Annotated in this window: 17 protein-coding genes, 2 tRNA genes and 3 rRNA genes; 9 read left to right on the top strand and 13 right to left on the bottom strand. The window is 43.6% G+C overall.

What is annotated here, in order from left to right; genetic code table 11:
- Positions 1–7 precede the first annotated feature (7 nt).
- The 3 genes from gigB to ACRAD_RS02840 all read right to left on the bottom strand — a co-directional run bounded on the left by gigB (position 8) and on the right by ACRAD_RS02840 (position 2,650).
- Positions 8–538, bottom strand: coding sequence for an anti-anti-sigma factor GigB (gigB, locus tag ACRAD_RS02830; RefSeq protein WP_005016131.1), 531 nt, complete (start codon positions 536–538; stop codon positions 8–10).
- 113 nt (positions 539–651) lie between these two features.
- Positions 652–1,620, bottom strand: coding sequence for an RsbU family protein phosphatase GigA (gene gigA / locus ACRAD_RS02835; protein WP_005016128.1), 969 nt, complete (start codon positions 1,618–1,620; stop codon positions 652–654).
- 124 nt (positions 1,621–1,744) lie between these two features.
- Entirely contained in the window at positions 1,745–2,650 is a 906-nt protein-coding gene (locus ACRAD_RS02840) for an MlaA family lipoprotein (protein ID WP_005023548.1), read from the bottom strand.
- 494 nt (positions 2,651–3,144) lie between these two features.
- Here ACRAD_RS02840 and ACRAD_RS02845 point away from each other — a divergent pair.
- The 5 genes from ACRAD_RS02845 (at position 3,145) to rrf (ending at position 8,508) form a co-directional block, all read left to right on the top strand.
- Positions 3,145–4,681: ribosomal RNA gene (locus ACRAD_RS02845) — 16S ribosomal RNA — on the top strand.
- A gap of 61 nt (positions 4,682–4,742) precedes the next feature.
- Positions 4,743–4,819, top strand: a tRNA-Ile gene (locus ACRAD_RS02850).
- A 55-nt stretch (positions 4,820–4,874) separates the two neighbouring features.
- Positions 4,875–4,950: transfer RNA gene (locus ACRAD_RS02855), tRNA-Ala, on the top strand.
- 363 nt (positions 4,951–5,313) lie between these two features.
- Positions 5,314–8,203, top strand: a 23S ribosomal RNA gene (locus ACRAD_RS02860).
- 190 nt (positions 8,204–8,393) lie between these two features.
- A 5S ribosomal RNA gene (gene rrf / locus ACRAD_RS02865) occupies positions 8,394–8,508 on the top strand.
- The 16S, 23S and 5S rRNA genes sit together here with 2 tRNA genes alongside, the layout of an rRNA operon.
- A 369-nt stretch (positions 8,509–8,877) precedes the next feature.
- Here the strand turns inward: rrf and ACRAD_RS02870 are convergent.
- The 5 genes from ACRAD_RS02870 to rplM form a co-directional block, all read right to left on the bottom strand.
- Positions 8,878–9,555 carry a hypothetical protein gene (locus ACRAD_RS02870; RefSeq protein ID WP_005024795.1) on the bottom strand — a complete coding sequence of 226 codons (678 nt, stop codon included), beginning with the start codon at positions 9,553–9,555 and terminating at the stop codon, positions 8,878–8,880.
- A gap of 19 nt (positions 9,556–9,574) precedes the next feature.
- Complete coding sequence (locus ACRAD_RS02875) at positions 9,575–10,003, bottom strand: ClpXP protease specificity-enhancing factor (protein ID WP_005024797.1); 429 nt, start codon at positions 10,001–10,003, stop codon at positions 9,575–9,577.
- Between the two features lie 9 nt (positions 10,004–10,012).
- Positions 10,013–10,666: a glutathione S-transferase N-terminal domain-containing protein gene (locus ACRAD_RS02880; RefSeq protein WP_005024799.1), complete on the bottom strand. Its 654-nt coding sequence runs from the start codon at positions 10,664–10,666 to the stop codon at positions 10,013–10,015.
- Positions 10,667–11,002: 336 nt separating this feature from the next.
- Positions 11,003–11,389, bottom strand: a complete 387-nt coding sequence (rpsI, locus tag ACRAD_RS02885) for a 30S ribosomal protein S9 (RefSeq protein ID WP_005016111.1) — start codon at positions 11,387–11,389, stop codon at positions 11,003–11,005.
- Between the two features lie 12 nt (positions 11,390–11,401).
- On the bottom strand, positions 11,402–11,830 hold the full coding sequence (gene rplM / locus ACRAD_RS02890) for a 50S ribosomal protein L13 (RefSeq protein ID WP_005016108.1): 429 nt from the start codon (positions 11,828–11,830) through the stop codon (positions 11,402–11,404).
- A gap of 553 nt (positions 11,831–12,383) precedes the next feature.
- Between rplM and pdxA the strand changes: the two genes are divergently transcribed.
- Genes pdxA through ACRAD_RS02910 form a run of 3 tightly spaced genes read left to right on the top strand, consistent with a single transcriptional unit; the run spans position 12,384 to position 15,028 of the window.
- Positions 12,384–13,349 carry a 4-hydroxythreonine-4-phosphate dehydrogenase PdxA gene (gene pdxA / locus ACRAD_RS02900; protein ID WP_005024803.1) on the top strand — a complete coding sequence of 322 codons (966 nt, stop codon included), beginning with the start codon at positions 12,384–12,386 and terminating at the stop codon, positions 13,347–13,349.
- 20 nt (positions 13,350–13,369) lie between these two features.
- A complete protein-coding gene (gene rsmA, locus ACRAD_RS02905) occupies positions 13,370–14,182 on the top strand; it encodes a 16S rRNA (adenine(1518)-N(6)/adenine(1519)-N(6))-dimethyltransferase RsmA (RefSeq protein WP_005016100.1) in 813 nt (270 codons plus the stop codon).
- Between the two features lie 3 nt (positions 14,183–14,185).
- A complete protein-coding gene (locus ACRAD_RS02910) occupies positions 14,186–15,028 on the top strand; it encodes a symmetrical bis(5'-nucleosyl)-tetraphosphatase (RefSeq protein WP_005024805.1) in 843 nt (280 codons plus the stop codon).
- A 114-nt stretch (positions 15,029–15,142) separates the two neighbouring features.
- On the opposite strand, the gene ACRAD_RS02915 is transcribed toward ACRAD_RS02910, so the two are convergent.
- From ACRAD_RS02915 to ACRAD_RS16410, 5 genes are all read right to left on the bottom strand, one after another.
- Positions 15,143–15,589, bottom strand: coding sequence for a DUF2147 domain-containing protein (locus ACRAD_RS02915; protein WP_005404335.1), 447 nt, complete (start codon positions 15,587–15,589; stop codon positions 15,143–15,145).
- A 95-nt stretch (positions 15,590–15,684) separates the two neighbouring features.
- Positions 15,685–16,353: an LrgB family protein gene (locus ACRAD_RS02920; protein ID WP_005024806.1), complete on the bottom strand. Its 669-nt coding sequence runs from the start codon at positions 16,351–16,353 to the stop codon at positions 15,685–15,687.
- Between the two features lie 12 nt (positions 16,354–16,365).
- Positions 16,366–16,737, bottom strand: coding sequence for a hypothetical protein (locus ACRAD_RS02925; RefSeq protein WP_005024808.1), 372 nt, complete (start codon positions 16,735–16,737; stop codon positions 16,366–16,368).
- Positions 16,738–16,775: 38 nt separating this feature from the next.
- Positions 16,776–18,116, bottom strand: coding sequence for a ribosome rescue GTPase HflX (gene hflX, locus ACRAD_RS02930; RefSeq protein WP_005024810.1), 1,341 nt, complete (start codon positions 18,114–18,116; stop codon positions 16,776–16,778).
- Between the two features lie 89 nt (positions 18,117–18,205).
- Positions 18,206–18,343 carry a hypothetical protein gene (locus tag ACRAD_RS16410; protein WP_005024813.1) on the bottom strand — a complete coding sequence of 46 codons (138 nt, stop codon included), beginning with the start codon at positions 18,341–18,343 and terminating at the stop codon, positions 18,206–18,208.
- Between the two features lie 180 nt (positions 18,344–18,523).
- On the opposite strand from ACRAD_RS16410, the gene ACRAD_RS02935 reads away from it, so the two are divergent.
- Entirely contained in the window at positions 18,524–19,336 is an 813-nt protein-coding gene (locus tag ACRAD_RS02935) for a lysophospholipid acyltransferase family protein (protein WP_005404334.1), read from the top strand.
- The last annotated feature ends 34 nt before the right edge of the window (positions 19,337–19,370 follow it).

Here is a 19,370-nt window from a genome sequence, read left to right on the forward strand (position 1 = left end):
TTAGGCTTCAGGTCGAAGGCGCATTTTTACGTTCAGATACCTGATCCAGTGTATCCTGTTCTTTTTGCAACTGTTTCACCAGAGGTTCAAACATGTTCTGGTTATTCTGGTTGAGTTTCATTAGGGTTCGGTGAGCATCGAGTACAGTAGTCAACATAGCACCATGAGTTACATGCTCTTCAACAAGTGTACGTGTGCAAACGTTTGGATCACCGCAGTAATTTAAAATTACAAAAACCTGCCCCAGCCCCATACTATTGGCCAGAGTCGTAATATCGGAATTGGTAGAGAGCATGACAGCCTGAATATTATGGGTCTGCTTAAGTTTTAAGCCCAGCTTCGCCAAAATACCTAATACAGTACTGTCAATAAAAGTGGTCTGGGTCAAATCGACGATTGCACCCACGACACCTGCTTGTTGCTCAATTTTACCAAGTAGTTTGTCTAGACTTATACAAGATTGGGCTCGCACTTCACCAATAAGTTTGAAAATATGCGTTCCATTCAAGCTTGCATATTCAACATGACCTGTTGACATATAAATGCCATTTGCAGAGAAGGATATGAAAATTATCACATAGGGGGGCTACAGACTCAAGTGGCCGATAGTCATCATAGCTATAGCTAAAGAGTATTATATTGATAAATCAGTTAATTCTTTCGACATAGACTTAAGATAGCAATGTCATCTGCAACATGACTCGGAGGCTCAAATGACTGTTTTTCCAGATGTTGGACCAGTTGTTCAAACTGTTCATTCAAACGCCCATCAAAGGGTTCAAGGGCGCCATCTGAACAGATAATGAACCGTGCATGCTGGTTCAGATAACATTCAAACTCTTCAACTTCTAGATCATCTGTCAAGCCTAATGGAAAGCTGCTCGTACTTAAAATTTTCGGTGGTTTATGTGGTTCAAACAAAATAGCGGGCGGATAATGTCCCGCGCTGGACCAGCGGAGTTGATGGGTTTCGAGGTTTAAAATTCCGGCAATCATGGTGATATGCTTTTCAATATTTTCTTGCATCAGCATACCGTTTAGTTTCTTGATCAGTTCACAGGGTGTTTTAGAGCGTCCATGAAAGGCAGCCATCCATGAGGTTAACAAGCTGCTGGTTACCCCATGGCCTGAAACATCTGCTAAATAGAAAATAATTTCTTTATCATTCAGCTTCCAGTAGTCATACCAGTCACCGGACAGATAGGCTGAAGGTTGAAAAAAAGTTTCTATTTCATAATCTTTTAAGGCTAAAGGATTAGGTAAAAGACGTTTTTGCAGTTCTGCGGCTGAGGGCAGATCACGACTATCCTGATTACGTTTATACTGTGCATCTATTTTTAACAACGCCTGATCAGGCTGATCCGGTAGATCATTCCAAATCCAGCCAGCTAACGCTCCCTGTTCCCAGGCTTTGGCAAGTGCAGCCCCCTCATGCTGAAAAGCAATAACTACAGTAGGTAAATTCCACTGATAAACCAGGAAATCTTCTACATCTGCAATTGCAATAATTGTCGGGTCGTATAAATCGATATCCTCAATATGAATCATTTGCAGATTCGGAAGCGCATGTAAAGCCCGATCCAAATAAGGAATAGGGCGAGTGGGCTGAATAAAATACATAAGAGGCGTTGATTTACCTGTTTTAAACAAATTTTAAGTTCATCATAATAGATATACTAATTATATAAATCAAAGTGTTGCTAGAGTAACTGAAAAGGATCTAGCAAAACTATTTATCAATTAGTTAATCCGAGATAATTTCAGGATCCGCATTTTCATCATCTGCCTCATCATCAATAAAAGTGATTTCAGCATCAGTGCCCTTTTTCTGGGCAATCTCATAGTTTTTACGCTGTAAATAAATATCACGGATGGCAGCATAACGGTCGCCCTGTAAGACATCTTCAACATCAAGTAGCTGGGAACGAATATCGATACCACGTAGCATCTGGTCCCCCCAGTAAAGGCCCTCGTGATCTTCAAAAATATATTTTTGTGGTCGTGCCTGACTGTCTACTACGCGACCTACAGTATCACGAAAAGTACTCGGACCTAAAACAGGTAATACCAGATAAGGCCCGGACGGCACTCCCCAATAGCCCAAAGTTGTACCAAAGTTCTCGTCTTCACTCTCTAAACCTACACGTCTCGCTGGATCAGCAAAACCTAAACTGGATAGGGTATTTACTGTAAAACGACCAAGAGTTTTTGCTGCGCGGGCCGGACGTCCTTGCATAAGCTGGTTTACTGCGTTCCAGGGTTCACCTAAATTCTTGCGGAAATTGCGGTAGGTTCCCCGCACATCAGTAGGTATCTTTTCTACATATTGCACAGCAACCGGTCGAATAATAGTGCGATCAAGCGCATCGTTTAATTCATAGATCTGACGATTCAGAGGTTGTAAAGGATCTTTGACCTCCTCAGGCTGTGCTGCATTAGCATTTACCTTTAAGTCTTGACGGGTAACATTCTTGAGCTGCCTTAAAGCTTCTAAACGAGAAGGATGAGACGGATGATCCGGATCAATCACCTCAGCATCAGGAACCTGTTCTGCTGAAGCCGAAACAGGCTGGGCAATCTCCTGAGCGAAACTAGAAGAAGCAAAACCGGCAGCCAGTAAGCTTGCCCATAAAAAATGAAAGTGAGGCATAAAAATTCCTAAAACTTCTACAAGCAGTATTAAAGCAAATTTGTTTGAAATATGGTGAAAAAAAGATGTTTTGTTTAAGAATTATCCAGATGAACGATATTTTGTAAAATACCGCTTGCGTTAGGGAATAAATGGCCTATAATGCACATCCATCGGCGGTGATGAAGATTAAAACTTCTGATAAAACAGCAACTTAGTTAAATATAGTTAAGTCGGGTTTTGTTAGATAAGTTTAAAATAATCTGAATTACCAGTTGACTTTCTGAAAAGAAAGCGTAATATAGCCGACCTAGCTTGCTGCTGACGAAGCAGTAAGAAGATCATTAAGAGAATATGAAGAACAACTTGTGTGGATTTTTACTGGTTGATCGATCGAAATAATTTTCATTGATTGAATGGTAGAAATTTCTCGAAGTTTATTTGAGTAAATTTTTAGTCAGAAGATTAATGAGCCAGAATTGGTACCTTGTCTATAAATAAGGTACAAATGATTTTAACTGAAGAGTTTGATCATGGCTCAGATTGAACGCTGGCGGCAGGCTTAACACATGCAAGTCGAGCGGATGAAGGTAGCTTGCTACTGGATTCAGCGGCGGACGGGTGAGTAATGCTTAGGAATCTGCCTATTAGTGGGGGACAACGTTCCGAAAGGAGCGCTAATACCGCATACGTCCTACGGGAGAAAGCAGGGGACCTTTGGGCCTTGCGCTAATAGATGAGCCTAAGTCGGATTAGCTAGTTGGTAGGGTAAAGGCCTACCAAGGCGACGATCTGTAGCGGGTCTGAGAGGATGATCCGCCACACTGGGACTGAGACACGGCCCAGACTCCTACGGGAGGCAGCAGTGGGGAATATTGGACAATGGGGGGAACCCTGATCCAGCCATGCCGCGTGTGTGAAGAAGGCCTTTTGGTTGTAAAGCACTTTAAGCGAGGAGGAGGCTACCTAGATTAATACTTTAGGATAGTGGACGTTACTCGCAGAATAAGCACCGGCTAACTCTGTGCCAGCAGCCGCGGTAATACAGAGGGTGCGAGCGTTAATCGGATTTACTGGGCGTAAAGCGTGCGTAGGCGGCCAATTAAGTCAAATGTGAAATCCCCGAGCTTAACTTGGGAATTGCATTCGATACTGGTTGGCTAGAGTATGGGAGAGGATGGTAGAATTCCAGGTGTAGCGGTGAAATGCGTAGAGATCTGGAGGAATACCGATGGCGAAGGCAGCCATCTGGCCTAATACTGACGCTGAGGTACGAAAGCATGGGGAGCAAACAGGATTAGATACCCTGGTAGTCCATGCCGTAAACGATGTCTACTAGCCGTTGGGGCCCTTGAGGCTTTAGTGGCGCAGCTAACGCGATAAGTAGACCGCCTGGGGAGTACGGTCGCAAGACTAAAACTCAAATGAATTGACGGGGGCCCGCACAAGCGGTGGAGCATGTGGTTTAATTCGATGCAACGCGAAGAACCTTACCTGGCCTTGACATACAGAGAACTTTCCAGAGATGGATTGGTGCCTTCGGGAACTCTGATACAGGTGCTGCATGGCTGTCGTCAGCTCGTGTCGTGAGATGTTGGGTTAAGTCCCGCAACGAGCGCAACCCTTTTCCTTATTTGCCAGCACTTCGGGTGGGAACTTTAAGGATACTGCCAGTGACAAACTGGAGGAAGGCGGGGACGACGTCAAGTCATCATGGCCCTTACGGCCAGGGCTACACACGTGCTACAATGGTCGGTACAAAGGGTTGCTACACAGCGATGTGATGCTAATCTCAAAAAGCCGATCGTAGTCCGGATTGGAGTCTGCAACTCGACTCCATGAAGTCGGAATCGCTAGTAATCGCGGATCAGAATGCCGCGGTGAATACGTTCCCGGGCCTTGTACACACCGCCCGTCACACCATGGGAGTTTGTTGCACCAGAAGTAGGTAGTCTAACCGCAAGGAGGACGCTTACCACGGTGTGGCCGATGACTGGGGTGAAGTCGTAACAAGGTAGCCGTAGGGGAACCTGCGGCTGGATCACCTCCTTAACGAAAGATTGACGATTGGTAAGAATCCACAACAAGTTGTTCTTCATGACGATGTATCTGAGGGTCTGTAGCTCAGTTGGTTAGAGCACACGCTTGATAAGCGTGGGGTCACAAGTTCAAGTCTTGTCAGACCCACCACTACTGACGAAAGCAGTAATGCAGAAAAACAGATATGTTGACTTATTGATAAGCTGGGGACTTAGCTTAGTTGGTAGAGCGCCTGCTTTGCACGCAGGAGGTCAGGAGTTCGACTCTCCTAGTCTCCACCACGAATCAAACATGATTTGATTCGAAGCTAGAGATTACAGAATTTAGTAAATGGAAGGTTCAAGAATCCTGGTTTATTAACTTCTGTGATTTATCACAGTTGACTGCAATCCGACGAGGATGCAGTGAATCATTAACAGATTGGCAAATTTGAGTCTGAAATAAATTGTTCAACTCATTCAATAGACGTTACAGGGCAACCTGTTGACTAACGTAGATTGAACTGAGAACTAGCAAATTAACTGAATCAAGCGTTTTGGTATATGAATTTAGATTGAAGCTGTACAGTGCTTAAATGCACAGTGCTCTAAACTGTAATGTTGAAGTTGCTCCTTGTAGGTAACGTCGACTGTTTGGGGTTGTATAGTCAAGTAATTAAGTGCATGTGGTGGATGCCTTGGCAGTCAGAGGCGATGAAAGACGTGATAGCCTGCGAAAAGCTTCGGGGAGGCGGCAAATATCCTGTGATCCGGAGATGTCTGAATGGGGAAACCCACTTACCATAAGGTAGGTATTGCATGATGAATACATAGTCATGCAAGGCGAACGAGGGGAAGTGAAACATCTCAGTACCCTCAGGAAAAGAAATCAATTGAGATTCCCTCAGTAGCGGCGAGCGAACGGGGATCAGCCCATTAAGTTATGTGTGTTTTAGCGGAATGCTCTGGGAAGTGCAACCGTAGAGGGTGATAGTCCCGTACACGAAAGGGCACACATAATGATGACGAGTAGGGCGAGGCACGTGAAACCTTGTCTGAATATGGGGGGACCATCCTCCAAGGCTAAATACTCCTGACTGACCGATAGTGAACCAGTACCGTGAGGGAAAGGCGAAAAGAACCCCTGTGAGGGGAGTGAAATAGATCCTGAAACCGCATGCATACAAGCAGTGGGAGCACCTTCGTGGTGTGACTGCGTACCTTTTGTATAATGGGTCAGCGACTTATATTCAGTGGCGAGGTTAACCGAATAGGGGAGCCGTAGAGAAATCGAGTCTTAATAGGGCGTCTAGTCGCTGGGTATAGACCCGAAACCGGGTGATCTATCCATGAGCAGGTTGAAGGTTGGGTAACACTAACTGGAGGACCGAACCCACCGTCGTTGAAAAGCCGGGGGATGACTTGTGGATAGGGGTGAAAGGCTAATCAAACTCGGTGATAGCTGGTTCTCCCCGAAAGCTATTTAGGTAGCGCCTCGGACGAATACCATTGGGGGTAGAGCACTGTTTCGGCTAGGGGGTCATCCCGACTTACCAAACCGATGCAAACTCCGAATACCAATGAGTACTATCCGGGAGACAGACTGCGGGTGCTAACGTCCGTAGTCAAGAGGAAAACAATCCAGACCGCCAGCTAAGGCCCCAAAATCATAGTTAAGTGGGAAACGATGTGGGAAGGCATAGACAGCTAGGAGGTTGGCTTAGAAGCAGCCACCCTTTAAAGAAAGCGTAATAGCTCACTAGTCGAGTCGGCCTGCGCGGAAGATGTAACGGGGCTAAAACTATGTGCCGAAGCTGCGGATGCACATTTATGTGCGTGGTAGGGGAGCGTTCTGTAAGCCGATGAAGGTGGATTGAGAAGTCTGCTGGAGGTATCAGAAGTGCGAATGCTGACGTGAGTAACGACAAAACGGGTGAAAAACCCGTTCGCCGAAAGACCAAGGGTTCCAGTCCAACGTTAATCGGGGCTGGGTGAGTCGACCCCTAAGGCGAGGCCGAAAGGCGTAGTCGATGGGAAATTGGTTAATATTCCAATACTTCTGTGTAATGCGATGAGAGGACGGAGAAGGTTAGGTCAGCCTGGCGTTGGTTGTCCAGGTGGAAGACAGTAGGCATGCATCTTAGGCAAATCCGGGGTGCTCTATGCTGAGAGTCGATAGCAAGCCAGTTTACTGGCGAAGTGGCCGATACCATACTTCCAAGAAAAGTCTCTAAGCTTCAGTTACACAGGAATCGTACCCGAAACCGACACAGGTGGTCAGGTCGAGTAGACCAAGGCGCTTGAGAGAACTCTGCTGAAGGAACTAGGCAAAATGGTACCGTAACTTCGGGAGAAGGTACGCTGCTGATGGTGATAGGACTTGCTCCTTGAGCTGTCGGCAGCCGCAGAAACCAGGCCGCTGCAACTGTTTATTAAAAACATAGCACTCTGCAAACACGAAAGTGGACGTATAGGGTGTGATGCCTGCCCGGTGCTGGAAGGTTAATTGATGGGGTTAGCGTAAGCGAAGCTCTTGATCGAAGCCCCAGTAAACGGCGGCCGTAACTATAACGGTCCTAAGGTAGCGAAATTCCTTGTCGGGTAAGTTCCGACCTGCACGAATGGCATAATGATGGCGGCGCTGTCTCCAGCAGAGGCTCAGTGAAATCGAAATCGCTGTGAAGATGCAGTGTACCCGCGGCTAGACGGAAAGACCCCGTGAACCTTTACTGCAGCTTGACACTGAACTTTGACCTTACTTGTGTAGGATAGGTGGGAGGCTTTGAAGTAGGGACGCCAGTTCCTATGGAGCCATCCTTGAAATACCACCCTGGTAATGTTGAGGTTCTAACTCTGACCCATAATCTGGGTCGAGGACCGTGTCTGGTGGGTAGTTTGACTGGGGCGGTCTCCTCCTAAAGAGTAACGGAGGAGTACGAAGGTGCGCTCAGCGTGGTCGGAAATCACGCGTAGAGTATAAAGGCAAAAGCGCGCTTAACTGCGAGACCCACAAGTCGAGCAGGTACGAAAGTAGGTCTTAGTGATCCGGTGGTTCTGTATGGAAGGGCCATCGCTCAACGGATAAAAGGTACTCTGGGGATAACAGGCTGATACCGCCCAAGAGTTCATATCGACGGCGGTGTTTGGCACCTCGATGTCGGCTCATCTCATCCTGGGGCTGAAGCAGGTCCCAAGGGTATGGCTGTTCGCCATTTAAAGAGGTACGCGAGCTGGGTTTAGAACGTCGTGAGACAGTTCGGTCCCTATCTACCGTGGGCGCTGGAAATTTGAGAGGATCTGCTCCTAGTACGAGAGGACCAGAGTGGACGAACCTCTGGTGTACCGGTTGTGACGCCAGTCGCATCGCCGGGTAGCTATGTTCGGAAGGGATAACCGCTGAAAGCATCTAAGCGGGAAGCCTACCTCAAGATAAGATTTCCCCGTGACTTTATGTCACCTAAAGAGCCGTTCAAGACCAGGACGTTGATAGGTTGGATGTGGAAGCATAGTGATATGTGAAGCTGACCAATACTAATTGCTCGTGAGGCTTGACTATACAACACCCAAACAGTTGTATACAAAGCATCAATCGATTCATAAATATGCAATATCCCTTGATTCAGCCTAATGCTGGAACATACAATTCAGACCCGGGTCTGCCCTCTGTTAATAACTCATTTGGACCAAAGTACGGCACATACTGCACCGCAGTTAAATCAGACCCGAACAAGTCCATCAACAGTTGTGCTGGCGACCATAGCAAGAGTGAACCACCTGATCCCTTCCCGAACTCAGAAGTGAAACCTCTTAGCGCTGATGGTAGTGTGGGGTTACCCATGTGAGAGTAAGTCATCGCCAGCTCATTATTCTAAAAAAGCCCCCTCATCGAGGGGGCTTTTTTTTATGCGGGGGTTAAATAATATTAGAATGATATTTTTTGAACTCTTTTAAATAATAGTCAATAATTCATCTAATGTTAAGTAGCCCTATATAAGGGTTAAACAATATAAAATTTAATGAATATTCAAGAAGCTTGCTCTAGCGTATAAACATTTTAATATTTAAATTTCTTTTAAGGGGCTGAGTATTAAAAAAATTATTTAACCTTATAAAAAAATAGAACTTTTTTATTCTTATATATTCAATTTATTCATAAATTAATCGAATAAAAAATTGTGAGGATAAAGAAAAAGGGCAGTTCAGCCCTAGTTCTTATAATTTTTATATTAGTTAACCCATCAGATTATGATAAACACTAAACAGAATCCAAAGAATCACAAGTGCTACAATTGGCTCAAGGACCCGCGCCCATCCAGGCACAAGTGGAGTAGACTCTGCAGTCGATTGTAGTGCCTGTACAGGCTGCTGATGAGGGCTCTCTTGAATATTTTGCTGATTTACCATTTGATTAAACTCCTTCATGGTTTCTTCTAATGATAACTCTTCTTGCTCAATTGGTTTAGAACCTATCAACTCAGTTAACTCACTTGTTGCCCAAATCCAGTCATCTGCCTGTCCGGATAAGTGTTCAATTTGTCCTAGTAAGAGTTCTTTTAGTCCTGAAGGTCCGAAATTCCCTGTATCATCTAACTGTTTAATTTCAGAGAACTGTACTGATAATACCTGTGTAATCGCATCTTCCAGCTCAGATTTACTTAAATTGGACTGATTCTTAGGGCAGGTGGTTAAATGCCGGGCGATTTCCTGTATATACAGCTGATCTTGAGTACGAATTTCTTGATAAACCTTATTAGCATCATAACGCCATAAAGTAATCAGCTTTGCTAAAGCAAGCGTATTAATTTCACAAATATACTTTTTTCTTTGGTCAGCTGGGTATTGTTTAAGCAGCTGAGGCTTTTGAATTTGTATTTGCTCAGCGAAATATTGGACTAAATCAAAAGCCATGGTGAACTCCCTAATTTTTTTAATCTAAAAGTCTCAAACTCGGTTTTTTCTTAGGTGAATCAGTTGTTTCTTGTTCAGCAGATTTTAAAGTATCTTTTTCTGTTTGGGTATCTGGATATTCTGCTGGATCGAAAAATAAGCCCTGACCATTTTCTCGTGCATATAAGCCTAGTACTGCCTCAATAGGAACATAAAGTTCGCGAGATGCGCCGGAAAAACGTGCAGAGAAAGTAATAGCCTCATTACTCATATGAAATTGATGTACTGCATGAGGTGCAATATTAAGCACAATCTGTCCGTCTTGAACAAACTGTTCTGGAACCATCGTTTGAGGATGGGTTGCATTGACCAGCAAGTGTGGTGTTAACTGGTTATCACAAATCCATTCATATATTGCCCGGGCCAGATAAGGACGGGTAGGGGACAAGTTAAGTTCTTGTTCAGTCATAATCGAGCTCTATTGATTAACTAGAATTTCATTGAAACGGTTTTTTTCTTGCTGGGTCATCGATTTGACAAAAGCAGGACGGCTAAAAATACGCTGACAATAAAGCAGGATTGGCCGGCAATGCTGTCTTGGCAGTTCAATTCCCATAGATTTTAACCGTATAAAAATAGGTGCCAGCATACAATCTAATATTGTAAAGTTTTCAGACATAAAATAGGGAAAATGTTGAAAAAGCGGAGTTAAAGAAACCAAGGTATCTTTAAGCTCCTGCCGTGTCTGTTTTTGTTCTGGCTGGCTCAATGTGTCGGTATGGCATAGCAGGATGTCTGCAAGTCTGAGCCAGTCCTGTTCAAGACGCCAGATATATTGACGCTGCTCTGCACGCTGCATAGGTGCATCCGCATAAAGCTTATTTTGTCTATAGCGATCATCAATATATTCAGAAATAATGACTGTATTGAAGAGCTTAAGATCTTGTTCAACCAGCATTGGTAAGCGGTTATAAGGGTTCAGGCTGGCTAGGTCTTCATCTTCATGATCAACCAATACCAGATGGTATTTAATCTGTTTTTCAGCCAGTACCAAGCGAATCCAGTGTGAGCGGAAGTCATCTGCATGACTATATAACGTAATACCCTGTAGTGGTGTATTTTCCAAAGACATAAACCAGCAAGAAGCAAAGTGGATAAATTAGGATACTAAAATTCAACCTAAAAAGCACGAACCATAAAGGACTAATCCTATTAAGACGGGATAGATTATAAGAAAAATGACAGGAGTGGGATAAAATGATGATTAAATTAATGCTATTAATATTTTTTGTTATGATCGGAGTAATTAATTACTATCTAAACAAGTCATTCTGGTGTCATGAAGGAATCTGGGGTAAGGATGTTCATGAACAATAAAAATTTAATCGTCTACTTTAGAATAGAGGGATGAATCAATAAAAAAGCCCTGATAAAAACCAGAGCTTCTTTGACCGATTCGGTAAACGAATTAACGTTTAGAGAACTGAGGACGTTTACGTGCTTTACGTAGACCAAGTTTCTTACGTTCAACTTCACGAGCATCACGAGTTACGAAACCAGCCTGACGAAGAGACGGTTTTAGTGTTTCGTCAGCAGCGATCAGAGCACGGGTAATACCGTGACGGATTGCACCAGCTTGACCACCGATACCACCACCTTTAACAGTGATGTAAAGGTCATATTTTTCAGTAGCTTCAAGAAGCTCTAAAGGCTGACGTACAACCATACGAGCAGTTTCACGACCGAAATATTGCTCTAAAGAACGGTTGTTGATCACGAGTTTACCAGTACCAGCTGATAGGAAAACACGTGCAGTTGCGGTCTTACGGCGACCTGTGCCATAGTTAGTAGCCATGTGCTGTATCCCTTAGATATCCAAAACTTGTGGCTGTTGAGCAGCGTGTGGATGCTCGCTACCAGCGTACACTTTCATCTTCTTGATCATTGCATAACCAAGAGGACCTTTTGGCAACATACCTTTAACAGCTTTTTCTAGAACTGCTTCAGGTTTGTGAGCGATTAACTTTTCAAAGTTAGTCTCTTTTAAACCGCCTGGGAATTCAGTGTGGCGATAGTATTTCTTGTCAAGTGCCTTGTTACCAGTTACTTGAACTTGCTCAGCGTTAATCACAACGATGTAATCACCAGTGTCAACGTGAGGAGTATAAGAAGTCTTGTGTTTACCGCGTAAACGACGAGCGATTTCAGTCGCTAGACGACCAAGAGTTTTGCCAGAAGCATCAACAACGTACCAGTCGTGTTGTACTTCAGCTGGCTTCGCGCTGAGAGTTTTCATTCAACCACTACCTATTATAGTTGGTTTGGACAAAGAAGCTGTCCAAACAAAAAGGAGACCGAATTCTACCCGATAATCAGGAGAACCACAATAAAAAAATCGAGTATTAGGCTTCTAATGTTACGCTTTAAATTATAAAAAGAGAAGGTTGTTTACTGGATCCTTCTAAAGCAAATTTGTATAAAGATATCTTAGTTAAAGAAAGGTAGGCCTTTTTAAAAATACGGCACTAAATTTGTGTGAAGTGCTTGTACTTCATAAAGAATAACGGGGCTCCAAAAGGGCTAGTCAGTTTATAGTCTGTATTAGCACTATATGACGAGCCCTAATATTTTAAATATTAATTTTACTGCTAGTATTCTCTATATCTATAGAGTTTTAAATAAAATTGATGAAGCTATAGAATCTTTTATCTGGAAGCTTGTTTATTTTAATCAGCATAACGCTGCTACATACAATTTAAGACCCTATACAATGCTCTCAGCTGTACAATATAAATTAAAGATGATTAGGTCTGAAGTTAATCATCCTTAAAACTCAGGAGTCGTTAAGTATGCTGCCTTTATATGTGACCAGTGGTGAGCCAGCAGGAATTGGTCCAGATATTTGCCTTGGTTTGGCAGAACGTATGGATCGACGGCCGATTGTTATTCTGGCTGACCGCACATTATTACTCGACCGTGCGGAACAGCTGGGCTATAGCCTTAAACTGATAGACTATACAGGACAGCAGCAAGGTTGTGTTCCGGGTGAATTATATATCGAACATGTTCCTCTAAAAGTACCTTGTAAAAATGGTAAGTTAAACCCCCAAAATTCAGCATATGTACTTGAGCAGTTACAGCGCTCGGCAGCTTATGCCATGACAGGAAAAAGCGCGGGGGTAGCGACTGCACCTGTACAAAAATCTGTAATCAATGAAGCTGGAATAAACTTTAGTGGTCACACTGAGTACTATCAGGAGTTTGCCGGGGTAGAGCGTGTAGTGATGATGCTGGCAACCAAAACCTTAAGAGTGGCACTGGTCACTACTCATTTGCCCTTGCGTGCTGTTCCCGATGCCATTACAGAAGAACGCCTGCATCAGGTGATCAATATTTTGCTTCATGATTTAAAAACTAAATTTAAGATTGAGCAACCGAAGATTCTGGTTTGTGGTCTAAATCCGCATGCAGGTGAAAATGGTTATCTGGGCCGTGAAGAAATTGAAGTAATTAACCCGGTATTAGAACATTACCGTGCACAAGATATTAATATGAGTCTGAGCCTGCCCGCTGATACATTATTTACGCCAGAAAACCTAAAAGATGCTGATGCTGTTTTGGCCATGTATCACGACCAAGGACTACCTGTGCTAAAATCTCAAGGTTTTGGTGAAGCCATTAATATTACATTGGGTTTACCGTTTATTCGTACTTCAGTTGATCACGGCACTGCATTATCGCTTGCCGGAACTGGTCGGGCAAAAAGTTCAAGTCTGCAGGTTGCTGTTGACCTGGCGCTTGAGTTAGCTCACTAATTTTTGTTGGAAATCGTTCTATGTATCATATTAATGCCCTAAACCCTAAAGATGAAGGGCATAAGGCGCGAAAACGCTTTGGCCAAAACTTCCTGCATGATCAACGGGTAATTGAAAAGATTGTACGTTCAGTCAATCCTCAGCCGGGTGATAATATTGTAGAAATTGGTCCTGGACTGGCTGCGTTAACTGCACCTCTTATTGCCGAGTGTGAAGCACTGACCGTGGTGGAACTGGACCGTGATCTTGCAGCAGGTTTGCCTGGACGGGTACCTTATCCTGAGCGTTTGACCATTATAGAATCCGATGCATTAAAATATGATTTCAGTCAGCTTTTTAAAGAAGGTCAGCCATTACGTGCAGTAGGCAATCTGCCTTACAATATTTCTACGCCATTATTGTTCCATCTCCTGGAGTTTGGCGATAAAGTCAAAGATATGCATTTTATGCTGCAAAAAGAAGTTGTGGATAGAATTACCGCTGAGCCAAATACTAAAGAATATGGGCGTCTGTCAGTGATGATTCAGTATTATTGCAAGCCGACCTATTTGTTTGAAGTGCCACCCGGTTCATTTAATCCACCACCCAAAGTGACATCTGCAGTATTTCGACTGGAACCCTACAAAGACAAACCGATCGTAGCCCAGAATGAAAAGGCTTTGGCACGTTTAGTTTCGCATGTTTTTACCCAGCGTCGTAAAACTCTGCGTAACAGCTTAAAAGGAATGCTGGCAGAAAATGGTTTTGAAAAAGCCGGGGTTAATCCGATGGCACGTCCGGAAACATTAACACTTGCCGAATTTGTTGCTCTTTCTGACAATATGGTGAACTAAGATATGGCAAAACGCTATAACTATATTATCGGAGACATACAGGGCTGTTTTAAGGCTTTAAAAGCATTACTCAAGCATATTCAGTTTGACGCTAGCCAAGATTTTATCTGGTTTGCTGGAGACATTGTCGCACGTGGTGAAAACTCACTGGGTGCATTGCGCTTTGTCAAAAAACTGGTTGAGAATGGGGCAGCAGCTACAGTTCTGGGAAATCATGATCTGAATCTTTTGGCCTGTGCCCGTGGTTTGAAAGAAACCAAACCCAAAGATAAAACTCAGGAAGTGATTGATGCTATAGATAGTGACGAGCTGATTGACTGGTTACGAAAACAACCCCTGTGTCTATTTCCTGACGAGAAAACAATACTAACCCATGCCGGCGTGCCTTGTATCTGGACCGCAGAACAGACTGCCTGCTTGGCCCATGAGGTGGAGGCTATACTGGCTCATGAAGATTTTACAGTATTGGATGACTTTTTAAGCGCGATGTACGGCACAGAACCAGACACATGGTCAGATAAATTGCAGGGTAATGCGCGTTTACGCTGTATTACCAATTATTTGACCCGGATGCGCCTTAGCAATGCGGAAGGCCGTCTTGAGTTCAGCTTTAAGGATTCTTTAGATGACCCAATGCCGGTAGGCTTTCAGCCCTGGTTTGAATTTGATTCTAAAGCCGCAGAAACACATCAGGTTGTATTTGGTCACTGGGCAGCCTTACAGGCTAAGACTGTCAGTACGAATATTCAGAATGTTGACGGAGGCTGTGTCTGGGGAAATCAGCTGGTTGCATTTCGTCTGGAAGATCAGCAATTATTTAAAGTCGATAATCCTTGCGTTGACTAAGAGGCTTATTCTGGTTTTTTGATGAGCCATATGCTAGAAAAAATTGTTAGAAATAACCTATAAAAAACCACTCGGTATGAGTGGTTTTTTAATGAAAAAATTTTATAGATTAAATTAGTCCTGACGAATCCAGGTCTGATTACGCCCCAAAGCAGAAACGCCAACATAACCACGTAACTGAAGACGTTTACCATTCGAACTCAGTTTGGCTTTCATGCTGTAAATTTTTCCACTTAAAGGATCAATAATACGGCCGCCCGTATAGTTTTCACCTTCAGTATGTTTTAGACCAGTTAATACATCCATACCAAGAATTGGTTTATTGGTATAAGGCGCTGGACAATTTACACATGTTTCTTTAGGTGTATAACCTGGACGTGGTGTAACTTTGATAATACGCCCAGTAAATGAACCATTGGCTTCCTGCCTGATCTCAATCAATGCTTTAGATGAGCCAGTTTTATCGTCAATATTTTTCCAGGTCCCCGAAATATCCTGTGCAAAGGCTGCACTCGACAATGCGGAAAAAATGATGGCGCTGGCAAACTTAATTTTCTGCATCATTCAAATCCTTTTTGTATGAAAATGATCACAAATGTTATAGTAAGGTTAAACTTTAAACTCTTCAATCTTTATTTATGATTACCAGGTCACATTTATTGTAAATAAAGCAAGAATGTTGGAAGCCAGATTGCGGTAAACACACCATTGACAGCCATACCAAATGCTGCATAACGACCGGCCACCTGTCCACGTTGCCAAGCTTGAGCTGTACCAATTGCATGTGCTGCTAACCCCAGTGCAAGGCCAGATGCCCGTTCATCATTAATGTGTCTCAAGAGCAAAGGTGAAAAAGCAGCCCCAATCACACCAGATAGAATTACAATCAGGGTGACGAGAGTTAAAGGTGCATGTAACAAGGTAGCAATGTTCAGTGCAATTGGTGTTGTGACTGCCCGGGTTGCAAAAGCTAAAACAGTGGATTCAGACATGTGCAATAAATAAGCAAGAGTCATGGGTAATGCAACCGCACTAACACTGGCAAAGACCAGAATGCCGACCATTGATTTTAAGGGAAGATCGTCATAACGCATGGCCGCCAGCGGGACAGCTAAAGCAACAGTTACATAACCCAGCAGTCGATTAAAAATTGGATTGACATTCTGCATGTAATCTTCATAAGGCTGCTGAAGCAAGGCTAGCAGTCCGACCACAATAAACATACCAAAAACCAGTAGGGGAACCTGAGGAAATCGTTGATTCAAATATTTTGCACAGAAGTAGCTGACTGTAGTCAGCAAAAAGCCAAAAATAATCATGAGCATCGTTTTTATTCCTTATAACCAGCGTTTTGCCATTTTTGCATAAACCCATAACGGGAACAGGGTACTGATCACCAGCACTACCAGAAATAACGGAATATCTTTACCCATATGTATCAGCATCATAAGTGAGCCGGCACAGATGGGTAAAAAGGCAAAAGCGCTTTCTTTCATGATCTTATTATTGGTATCCACCAGACGGTGTGGCAATTTTTTAAATCTACGCCAGATCAACAGGATAATCAGCAGGCTGATCAGTCCAGTCAGATTACCCAGTTCAGGATGATTCCAGATTGACATGACCCAAACAGCAGCTTCACGGAAGATAACAATCAGGGCAAGCGTACCTGCCCAAGCGGCCCAGTCTATATTTTCAATTCGGTCCATGTCTTATTCAGCTTTTTTAAAACGTTATTTATCACGTTTTAACCTATCTGGTCCCTGATTTCAAACTCTTCCAGTGGTCGTTTGAACTGTTGAGAGTTCTGACCAAGTATTTCATCAATGGGTAAATGAGCTTGCTTGATCAGTTGCTCGAGTTTGTGGGGGGCCATATTCACAGTCAGATGAAGTTGACCTTCATCATCATAGGCTTCTGATTGGATCACATTCAGAGCATAAAGCTGTGTACGTAGCTTGCCATAAGCAGGCTTGAGGACCAGTTCAAATTGCTGGAGTTGGCCCATGAGACATTCCTGAACAGCCTGACGTAGCAGTTCAAGTCCCTGGCCTGAATGTGCCGATACATACACCCGTTCCGGCATGTGCGGTTTGGCATAGATAATTTTGGCTGCTTCACCACTTACATCGATCTTATTGTATACGCGCAGTACAGGTACATCAGCTCCAATTTCTTTAAGCACTGACTCTACGGCATCAATCTGTTCCATCATATCAGGGGTGCTGCTATCAATCACATGCAGCAACAAAGTCGCTTCCAGTGTTTCTTCGAGCGTAGCCTTAAATGACTCTACCAGAGAGTGGGGCAGGTTACGTACAAACCCTACCGTATCAGCCAGTACCAGACTGCCAATACCATCCCATTCCAGTCGCCGTAAGGTTGGATCTAATGTGGCAAAGAGCTGGTTAGCCGCATAGACTTCAGTATTTGCCAATATATTAAACAGGGTAGACTTACCGGCATTGGTATAACCCACTAGTGAAACAGTTGGAATAGCAGCTTTCTGACGTGCAGCACGACCTTGCATGCGGGTCTGGCGTACTTTTTCAAGTTTGTCTTTTAGCTGGCCCATACGGATCCGCAGTAAGCGACGGTCTGTTTCTAGCTGTGATTCCCCCGGACCACGCAAGCCGATCCCGCCTTTTTGTCGTTCTAGGTGAGTCCAGCCACGCACCAGACGGGTAGACAAATGTTCAAGTTGTGCCAGCTCAACCTGCAGTTTACCTTCATGAGTCCGAGCACGCTGTGCAAAAATATCCAGGATAAGGCCAGTCCGGTCAATGACACGGCACTGCATGACTCGTTCGAGGTTACGTTCCTGTGCAGGAGACAGGGAATGGTCAAAAATAACCAGATCAATCTCTTCAGTCTTGACCAGTTCAGCAATTTCTTCTGCTTTACCTGAACCAATAAAAAGTTTTGGGTCTGGCTTAATACGTTGTGCAGTTACATGGTGTAGGATTTCAGCGCCTGCTGATTGAGCTAAAAGGCGAAACTCTTCGGTATCGATATCTTCCAATAACTGGACCGAAACACTGACCAGGATTGCTCGTTCACCACCTTGATGTCGCTCAAAATATTCCACTAATCTGTAGACTCTCTAGCATTAAAACTTCATTTTAAATAAAAGCTGTATCCTACGCGAGCTTAATTAATTAAATTCGGTAACAAGCTTTAGATCATGCTGGAAAAGGCCTGAGCTGTTAAGATCATTCCACCGGCATACAGAATTGACCAGCCTAAAATAGTTTTTAAGGTAGAAAACATTTCAATATGTTCTACAGGGGGCTGCTGCTGGTTAGATACTTTCATCACCTTACCTCTATTTATTAATCCGATGAATATATAATATTTGATTGGATAAAATAATTAAAATTGAATTTTTTTATCCTTATGTTCGGTTTTTATCATCAATGCAAGGAGTGCTTTAAAAGTATAGAATGGAGCTGCAATTGAAATTGTTAAAATATGATCAGTTTTAGTGATAACTCTATGTCTCAGCTTTCCACTCAGCCTGTGCCGGTCTCCGGGCTTTCTAAAATCTGGCTTTACAGTAAAAAAATCGTCACGGGTATAGCACTTATCATAGAGGGCTTTTATCTGGTTTATCGTCACAGGTTATATAAGCATCCTAATAAAGTAGAAAATACCCGTTATGTACAGTATTTCTGTCGTCGTCTTGGCGAGGTATTTAATGTCGAGGTCCGGATTCATGGCACTATTCCTCGCCAGCCAGCACTTTGGGTCAGTAATCATATTTCCTGGTTAGATATCGCAGTAATTGGTTCAGCAGCACGGGTATTTTTCTTGGCCAAGGCCGAAATTGAACAGTGGCCAGTGCTGGGTAAACTGGCTAAAGCAGGCGGTACGTTATTTATTAAACGGGGTTCTGGTGATTCAACCAGAATTCGTGAGCAGCTTACCGATTTTTTGAAACAGGATATTCCGGTTCTATTTTTTCCTGAGGCCACTACATCTGATGGCAGTTATATCAAGCGGGTATATGGACGTTTGCTGGGCGCCGCACTGGCTGCACACAAACCGGTACAGATTGCGCTGATCTGTTATGTTAACCAGCAGGGAAAGTTAGATACGATTGTTCCGTTTATTGATGATCTGACTTTTGCTGAACATGTGCGCCGTGTACTTGAAATGCCACCTGTTACAGCCCACCTGATGGCTTTACCCGCTATTTCAGTAGAAGGCCATACGCTTGAGAGCTTAACTGCTGAAGTCCAGCAGGCTATGGTCAACGGTCTGGCCGAACTACATCAGAATGTTTTAAAAACTACTGCTATATCTTAAATTGAATAGCTAATTTAAAAATAAAAAGCTCGGT

Origin of the sequence: Acinetobacter radioresistens DSM 6976 = NBRC 102413 = CIP 103788 (assembly GCF_006757745.1) — a bacterium.
GTDB lineage: Bacteria > Pseudomonadota > Gammaproteobacteria > Pseudomonadales > Moraxellaceae > Acinetobacter > Acinetobacter radioresistens.

Coding starts and splice junctions, on each gene's coding strand:
- gigB (WP_005016131.1), bottom strand. CDS start 538: ATGTCAACAGGTCATGTTGAATATGCAAGCTTGAATGGAACGCATATT.
- ACRAD_RS02910 (WP_005024805.1), top strand. CDS start 14,186: ATGGCAAAACGCTATAACTATATTATCGGAGACATACAGGGCTGTTTT.
- rpsI (WP_005016111.1), bottom strand. CDS start 11,389: ATGGCTACTAACTATGGCACAGGTCGCCGTAAGACCGCAACTGCACGT.
- ACRAD_RS02840 (WP_005023548.1), bottom strand. CDS start 2,650: ATGCCTCACTTTCATTTTTTATGGGCAAGCTTACTGGCTGCCGGTTTT.
- ACRAD_RS02935 (WP_005404334.1), top strand. CDS start 18,524: ATGTCTCAGCTTTCCACTCAGCCTGTGCCGGTCTCCGGGCTTTCTAAA.
- ACRAD_RS02915 (WP_005404335.1), bottom strand. CDS start 15,589: ATGCAGAAAATTAAGTTTGCCAGCGCCATCATTTTTTCCGCATTGTCG.
- ACRAD_RS02925 (WP_005024808.1), bottom strand. CDS start 16,737: ATGGACCGAATTGAAAATATAGACTGGGCCGCTTGGGCAGGTACGCTT.
- pdxA (WP_005024803.1), top strand. CDS start 12,384: ATGCTGCCTTTATATGTGACCAGTGGTGAGCCAGCAGGAATTGGTCCA.
- ACRAD_RS02920 (WP_005024806.1), bottom strand. CDS start 16,353: ATGCTCATGATTATTTTTGGCTTTTTGCTGACTACAGTCAGCTACTTC.
- rsmA (WP_005016100.1), top strand. CDS start 13,370: ATGTATCATATTAATGCCCTAAACCCTAAAGATGAAGGGCATAAGGCG.
- gigA (WP_005016128.1), bottom strand. CDS start 1,620: ATGTATTTTATTCAGCCCACTCGCCCTATTCCTTATTTGGATCGGGCT.
- ACRAD_RS16410 (WP_005024813.1), bottom strand. CDS start 18,343: ATGAAAGTATCTAACCAGCAGCAGCCCCCTGTAGAACATATTGAAATG.
- ACRAD_RS02875 (WP_005024797.1), bottom strand. CDS start 10,003: ATGACTGAACAAGAACTTAACTTGTCCCCTACCCGTCCTTATCTGGCC.
- ACRAD_RS02870 (WP_005024795.1), bottom strand. CDS start 9,555: ATGGCTTTTGATTTAGTCCAATATTTCGCTGAGCAAATACAAATTCAA.
- rplM (WP_005016108.1), bottom strand. CDS start 11,830: ATGAAAACTCTCAGCGCGAAGCCAGCTGAAGTACAACACGACTGGTAC.
- ACRAD_RS02880 (WP_005024799.1), bottom strand. CDS start 10,666: ATGTCTTTGGAAAATACACCACTACAGGGTATTACGTTATATAGTCAT.